The sequence below is a fragment of the Burkholderia sp. HAN2018 genome (genome assembly GCF_024704855.1).
GTDB classification, from domain to species: domain Bacteria; phylum Pseudomonadota; class Gammaproteobacteria; order Burkholderiales; family Burkholderiaceae; genus Burkholderia; species Burkholderia cepacia.
Window position 1 is genome coordinate 22,538 of record NZ_QOBB01000076.1, and the last position, 6,679, is coordinate 29,216.

General features: G+C 64.3%; 5 protein-coding genes. 2 read left to right on the plus strand and 3 right to left on the minus strand.

Annotated elements, in window-relative coordinates; genetic code table 11:
- Positions 1–126 precede the first annotated feature (126 nt).
- Entirely contained in the window at positions 127–936 is an 810-nt protein-coding gene (locus DPV74_RS20015) for an IclR family transcriptional regulator (protein WP_027786965.1), read from the plus strand.
- Between the two features lie 94 nt (positions 937–1,030).
- Here DPV74_RS20015 and pbpG read toward each other — a convergent pair whose 3' ends face one another.
- A complete protein-coding gene (pbpG, locus tag DPV74_RS20020) occupies positions 1,031–2,200 on the minus strand; it encodes a D-alanyl-D-alanine endopeptidase (RefSeq protein ID WP_027786964.1) in 1,170 nt (389 codons plus the stop codon).
- Positions 2,201–2,852: 652 nt separating this feature from the next.
- Here pbpG and DPV74_RS20025 point away from each other — a divergent pair.
- The gene (locus DPV74_RS20025; RefSeq protein ID WP_006481973.1) at positions 2,853–3,419 is read left to right on the plus strand and encodes a phasin family protein; all 567 of its coding nucleotides are present in this window, start codon (positions 2,853–2,855) and stop codon (positions 3,417–3,419) included.
- Positions 3,420–3,617: 198 nt separating this feature from the next.
- On the opposite strand, the gene lpdA is transcribed toward DPV74_RS20025, so the two are convergent.
- Entirely contained in the window at positions 3,618–5,384 is a 1,767-nt protein-coding gene (gene lpdA / locus DPV74_RS20030; RefSeq protein ID WP_059699118.1) for a dihydrolipoyl dehydrogenase, read from the minus strand.
- 286 nt (positions 5,385–5,670) lie between these two features.
- A partial coding sequence (locus DPV74_RS20035) for a dihydrolipoyllysine-residue acetyltransferase (protein WP_162923092.1) occupies positions 5,671–6,679 on the minus strand: 1,009 nt, incomplete at its 5' end.

Here is a 6,679-nt window from a genome sequence, read left to right on the forward strand (position 1 = left end):
GCCGGCTCGCGCGCAAGCCCGCACTGCGCGAAACGAGGACTTCCTCGAACGGCGTTCGCTTTTTTCACGATACGAGATACAATCGTTGCAACACCGCTTGCCGCGTCAACCGATTTCTCCCCCGACATGAGCCAACCCACCCCGGATTCCAAAACGTCGATCCAGGTGATCGAACGCATGATGCGGTTGCTGGACGCGCTCGCCGCGCACAGTGACCCCGTGAGCCTGAAGGAACTTGCGCAGCGCACGGAGCTGCACCCGTCTACGGCGCACCGCATCCTCAACGACATGGTGACCTGCCGCCTCGTCGACCGCTCCGATCCCGGCACGTATCGCCTCGGCATGCGGCTGCTGGAGCTCGGCAACCTCGTGAAGGCACGCCTGTCGGTACGCGACGCGGCGCTGATGCCGATGCGCGAGCTGCACCGTCTCACCGGGCAGACCGTGAACCTGTCGGTGCGCCAGGGCGACGAGATCGTCTACATCGAGCGCGCGTATTCGGAGCGCTCGGGGATGCAGGTCGTCCGTGCGATCGGCGGCCGCGCGCCGCTGCACCTTACGTCGGTCGGCAAGCTGTTCCTTGCAGCCGACGAAACGTCGCGCGTGCGTGCCTATGCAACGCGCACGGGGCTGTCCGGCCATACGCAGAACAGCATCACCGACATCGCGAAGCTCGAGCGCGAGCTGACGATCGTCCGCCAGCAATCGTGCGCACGCGACAACGAGGAACTGGAGCTCGGCGTGCGCTGTATCGCGGCCGGCATCTACGACGATTCGGGCAAGCTCGTCGCGGGCCTGTCGCTGTCGGCGCCGGCCGATCGCCTCCAGGATGCCTGGCTCGGCCAGTTGAGCCGTACTGCCCTCACCATTTCGGAATCGCTCGGCTACCGGCCGGCGCCCACGAAGGATGCGGACGGGCTGCAGCGGCAGGCGTAAGCCGCTCCCGCGCGCCCGCAGTAAAAAAGCCCCGCGATTGCGGGGCTTTTTTTCGGCCATCGGCGCGGCGGCGAATCGCCACGCCGCCGTGCGGTCAGGTCCCGCCGTTCGGCGTGTTGGCCGCCGTCAGGCGCTCGCCGCCGCCGGCGTCGAGCCAGTTGCGCAGACGCGCCGCGTCGGCGAAGCGCGAATACTTGCCGAACGAATCGAGCAGCACCATCACCATCGGCCGGCCGTGGATCGTCGCCTGCATCACGAGGCATTCGCCCGCTTCGTTGATGAAGCCCGTCTTCTGCAGACCGATGTCCCACGAGCCGTTGCCGCGGATCAGCGCGTTCGTGCTGTTGTAGGCGAGATTGCGCTTGCCCGTGTACACCTCGTAGCTGCGATCGGTCGAGAACTGACGGATCATCGGGTACTGGTACGCCGCATTGACCATCTTCACCAGATCGCGCGCGCTCGACACGTTCGAGCTCGACAGACCGGTCGAATTCTCGAAATGGGTATCGGCCATGCCGAGCGACTTCGCCTTCGCGTTCATCGCGGCGATGAACGCCGGACGACCGCCCGGGTAATAACGCGACAGCGCGGCGGCCGCGCGGTTTTCCGACGCCATCAGCGCGATGTGCAGCATGTCTTCACGCGACAGCACCGAGCCGACCGACAGGCGCGAGCCCGTGCCCTTCTCGTAGTCGCGATCTTCGTCGGTGACTTCGATCTGGTCGGCCATCGGCGCCTTCGAGTCGAGCACGACCATCGCCGTCATCAACTTCGAGATCGACGCGATCGGCACGACGGCGTGCGAATTCTTGTCGAACAGCGGCTCGCCGGAATTCTGGTCGACGACGTACGCGACGCTCGAACGCAGCGCGAGCGCGTCCGGCGTGTCGTGCAGGCCGAACGCCTGGCCGACGCTCTGCCGACGCGGCTGGAACGCGACCTTGCGAACCGCGCCGTGATGGCCGGCACGCACGCTGTTCGCCGCGAGCGTCACGCGCTTGCGCGATGCCTTTGCGCGCGGCGCATCGGCCGCGGCGACCTTGGCGGATTTGTCGGAGGTAGCCCTGGCCGACTTCTTCTTCGCGGACGAAGCAGGAGCGACAGCCTTTTTCTTGGCGGCTTGTTGGGTCTTCGCAGTGGCGGCAAAAGCGTCAGCGGGCGTGACGGACGCGGTGGTCGCCAGCAAGGCGACAGCGACCGACACAGCCGTGCCGAGCGTCATGCTCTGCAACAATCTGCGCGGTGAAAACGATTCGGCTTTCATTGGGGTCTGGACAAAGCGGGCGGGAGGTTTCCGCAAGTGTAGTTAAAGCTGAAAAAAAGAGCAATATTAGGCACTTACCGATCGTCGTTAAACCGGAATGTAAGGGTTGGCCAACCTCTGACCAATGAACCCTCCCGCTCCCATCGAAAAAATTCATGGGATGCGCTGCCCGACAGTACCCGTCTCCCGATTACACACGGTTAATTGAGATAACGTCACTTCGGAGGCGATTTAAAGCGGGGAAACTACGTATCCGGCGCTCGGGGTGCCTGGGAGCCGGTCTCGGCCGTGGCGGCGGCACGTCGCCACGGTACGCGCATCGAAACGGCGCGTTTTCGACAGGAACAGAAGGATAACGTTCCATGACCCTGTCAGGTTTACCTGTGCATGATCATGGTGCGCCGCGTGCGCCCCGCGTTCGTGCGCACCATCTGGGAGACGCGCGTGAAACCGATTCCGAACGGGCACGATAACTTATTGTTTTATCGATAATTTGTCGCAATTGTGCAACGCACAAAAAACACTTGACATCCGTTTTCTCTGCCCTAAAATAGGCCTCATTGCTGCGTTGCACAAAGCACGCGCATCCGAGGTTCCCCGTCGTAGTGCCCTTTACCCTGCGATCGACGCGATCGCTTTTCAGGAGCTGGACATGTCCTTGCTGACCCCCGAGCAAATCGCCGCTGCACAGAAAGCCAACCTCGAAAGCCTGTTCGGTCTGACGACCAAGGCGTTCGAAGGCGTCGAGAAGCTGATCGAACTCAACCTGCAGGTCGTGAAGTCGACGCTGGCCGAAGGCCAGGAAAACGCACAGCGCCTGCTGTCGGTGAAGGACGCACAGGAACTGATCGCCCTGCAAGCCAGCCTGTCGCAGCCGGTCGCGGAAAAGGTGCTGTCGTACGGTCGTCACCTGTACGAAATCGCATCGTCGACGCAAGCCGAGTTCGCGAAGGTTGCAGAAGCGCAATTCGAAGAACAGAACAAGAAGGTCCAGGCACTCGTCGACAACGTCGCGAAGAACGCCCCGGCCGGTTCGGAAACGGCTGTCGCCGCACTGAAGTCGGCGCTGAACGCTGCGAACACCACGTACGAAACGGTTCAGAAGGCCACGAAGCAAGCCGTCGAAATCGCTGAAACGAACTTCAACGCTGCTGCTGCCGTCGCAACGAAGGCTGCTACCGCCGCTGCCGCACGTCGTTCGAGCAAGCCGGCCGCGTAAGCGTCCCCTGCTCCTGAAAGAGCCGCGCACAGCGCGGCTTTTTCGTTTCTGGCACCGCACCACGCCGGAATCGCCAAGCCGCCGGCCGTGCTCGAACGGTCGTTTGAGCATCGGCCGCCCGCAAAAGAAAACGCCGCCGCCCGGATCGCCCGGGAGGCGGCGTTTTTTGTGGCCGGCAACATGCCGGCCCCGGTCGCGTTACTTCTTGCGCTGCGGCGGCAGGTCCGTACAGACGCCTTCGTACAGTTCGGCGGCCATGCCGACCGATTCGCCGAGCGTCGGGTGCGGATGGATCGTCTTGCCGATGTCTTCCGCGTCCGCGCCCATCTCGACGGCGAGGCACACTTCGCTGATCAGGTCGCCCGCGTTCAGGCCGACGATCGCGCCGCCGATCACCCGGTGGGTTTCCTCGTCGAAGATCAGCTTCGTGAAGCCTTCGTCGCGGCCGTTCGCGATCGCGCGGCCCGATGCGGCCCACGGGAACACCGCCTTGCCGTACTTGATGCCTTCGGCCTTGCACTGGTCTTCCGTCTTGCCGGCCCACGCCACTTCCGGATCGGTGTACGCCACCGACGGGATCTGCAGCGCGTCGAAGTACGCCTTCTCGCCGTGCGCGGCTTCCGCTGCGACGTGGCCTTCGTGCACGGCCTTGTGCGCGAGCATAGGCTGGCCGACGATGTCGCCGATCGCGAAGATGTGCGGGACGTTCGTGCGCATCTGCTTGTCGACGTCGATGAAGCCGCGGTCCGTGACGGCGACGCCTGCCTTGTCGGCGCCGATCTTCTTGCCGTTCGGGCTGCGGCCCACCGCGACGAGCACGAGGTCGTAGCGCTGCGCTTCCGCCGGCGCCTTCTCGCCCTCGAACTTCACGTAGATGCCGTCTTCCTTCGCTTCCGCGCCGACCGTCTTGGTCTTCAGCATCACGTTGCCGAAGCGCTTCGCGTTGTACTTTTCCCAGACCTTCACGAGATCGCGGTCCGCGCCCATCATCAGGCCGTCCATCATTTCGACGACGTCGATCTCGGCGCCGAGCGTCGAGTACACCGTCGCCATTTCGAGGCCGATGATGCCGCCGCCGATCACGAGCATGCGCTTCGGCAGCTGGCGCAGCTCAAGCGCGCCGGTCGAATCGACGACGCGCGGGTCTTCCGGCATGAACGGCAGCTTCACGGCCTGCGAGCCCGCCGCGATGATCGCCTGCTTGAACCTGACGACCTTCTTGCCGTTTTCGCCCTGCACTTCCATGTGGAACGGATCGACGAATGCGCCGACGCCCGTGACCACTTCGACCTTGCGCGCCTTGGCCATGCCGGCGAGGCCCGTCGTCAGTTTCTTGACGACGCCGCCCTTGAAGTCGCGCAGCTTGTCGAGATCGACTTCCGGCTTGCCGAACGTGATGCCGTGCGACGCGAGCGCCGCGGCTTCCTCGACGACGAGCGACGTATGCAGCAGCGCCTTCGACGGGATGCAGCCAACGTTCAGGCACACGCCGCCGAGCGTCGAGTAGCGTTCGACGAGCACGGTCTTCATGCCGAGGTCGGCTGCGCGGAACGCGGCCGAGTAGCCGCCGGGGCCGGCGCCGAGCACGAGCATGTCGCACTCGATGTCGACGGCGCCTGCGTAGCTGCCGGCTTGCGGCGCGGGTGCCGGAGCGGCTGCGGCCGGTGCCGGCGCAGCTGCCGCGGGCTTTGCTGCTTCGGGTGCTTTCGCGGGAGCAGCGGCGCCTGCCGCTGCTTCGACGATGGCGATGACGGTGCCTTGCGAGACTTTCTCGCCGGCCTTGACCTTGACTTCCTTGACGGTGCCGGCGACGTCGCTGGGCACTTCCATGGAGGCTTTGTCCGATTCGAGCGTGATGAGCGTTTGCTCTTTTTCGATCACGTCGCCCGGCTTCACGTTGACTTCGATGACATCGACGCCGCTGAAATCGCCGATATCCGGAACCTTGACTTCGATGAGACTCATTACTGTCCCCTTCTTGATTAGCTGCAGACAGAGAGGGAGAAACCCGCGGAAGAACCCACTACTGCGACTACGGCCTGACAAGAGAACGCGACGCTGGGCAGGACCACCTTTGCCGTCCGCCCAAGGACGCGCCTTTCTTTTGGTTACTTTTCTTTGGAAGACAAAGAAAAGTGACCGCCGCCCCGCGCAGGGGCGACGCTAGCAGACCGTTAGCAAGACAGGTTCAACGACGAAACGTGGATGACCGACATAAAACCCACGCCCCCGCGAGCACACTCCCCGCTCATCAAAGAATGATGCGACGGAAATCCGCGAGCAACGCGCCGAGATACGCATTGAACCGCGCGGCTTCCGCGCCATCGATCACGCGATGGTCATACGACAGCGACAGCGGCAGCGTCAGACGCGGCACGAACTGCTTGCCGTCCCACACCGGCTTCATCTGGCCGCGCGACAACCCGAGGATCGCGACTTCCGGCGCATTGATGATCGGCGTGAAGTTGGTGCCGCCGATCCCGCCGAGCGACGAGATCGAGAAGCAACCGCCCTGCATCTGGTCCGGCTTCAGCTTGCCGTCGCGTGCGGCCTTCGACAGCTCGGCCATTTCCTTCGCGATATCGACGAGCCCCTTCTTGTCCGCATCGCGGATCACCGGCACGACGAGGCCGTTCGGCGTGTCCGCGGCAAAACCGATGTGGTAGTACTGCTTGAACACCAGGTTGTCGCCGTCGAGGCTCGCGTTGAAGGTCGGGAATTTTTTCAGCGCGGCGACGACCGCCTTGATCACGAACGCGAGCATCGTGAACTTCACGCCCGCCTTTTCGTGCTCCTTGTTCAGCTGCACGCGCAGCGCTTCGAGCTCGGTGATGTCCGCTTCGTCGTTGTTCGTGACGTGCGGGATCATCACCCAGTTGCGATGCAGGTTCGCGCCCGAGATCTTCTTGATGCGCGACAGCGGCTTCGCCTCGAACGGGCCGAACTTCGAGAAGTCGACCTTCGGCCACGGCAGCAGATTCAGCTCGCCGCCGCCTGCCGGCGCGGCTGCCGCGCCCGGTGCCGCGCGCTGGCCGGTCATCACGCCCTTCACGAAGCCCGTGACGTCTTCCTTCGTGATGCGGCCCTTCGGACCCGAGCCCTGCACGCGCGCGACTTCGACGCCGAGTTCGCGCGCGAACTTGCGTACCGACGGCGATGCGTGGCTGGCGCGGTATTCGCCCGACGGTGCCGCGGCCGGAGCCGGCGCAGCAGCGGCCGGTGCGGCCTTCGCGGGTGCCGGTGCGGGTGCCGCCGGCGCT

What these genes read in the sequence shown, in the direction of transcription:
- DPV74_RS20015 (WP_027786965.1), top strand. Translation starts at nt 127, where the DNA reads ATGAGCCAACCCACCCCGGATTCCAAAACGTCGATCCAGGTGATCGAA.
- pbpG (WP_027786964.1), bottom strand. Translation starts at nt 2,200, where the DNA reads ATGAAAGCCGAATCGTTTTCACCGCGCAGATTGTTGCAGAGCATGACG.
- DPV74_RS20025 (WP_006481973.1), top strand. Translation starts at nt 2,853, where the DNA reads ATGTCCTTGCTGACCCCCGAGCAAATCGCCGCTGCACAGAAAGCCAAC.
- lpdA (WP_059699118.1), bottom strand. Translation starts at nt 5,384, where the DNA reads ATGAGTCTCATCGAAGTCAAGGTTCCGGATATCGGCGATTTCAGCGGC.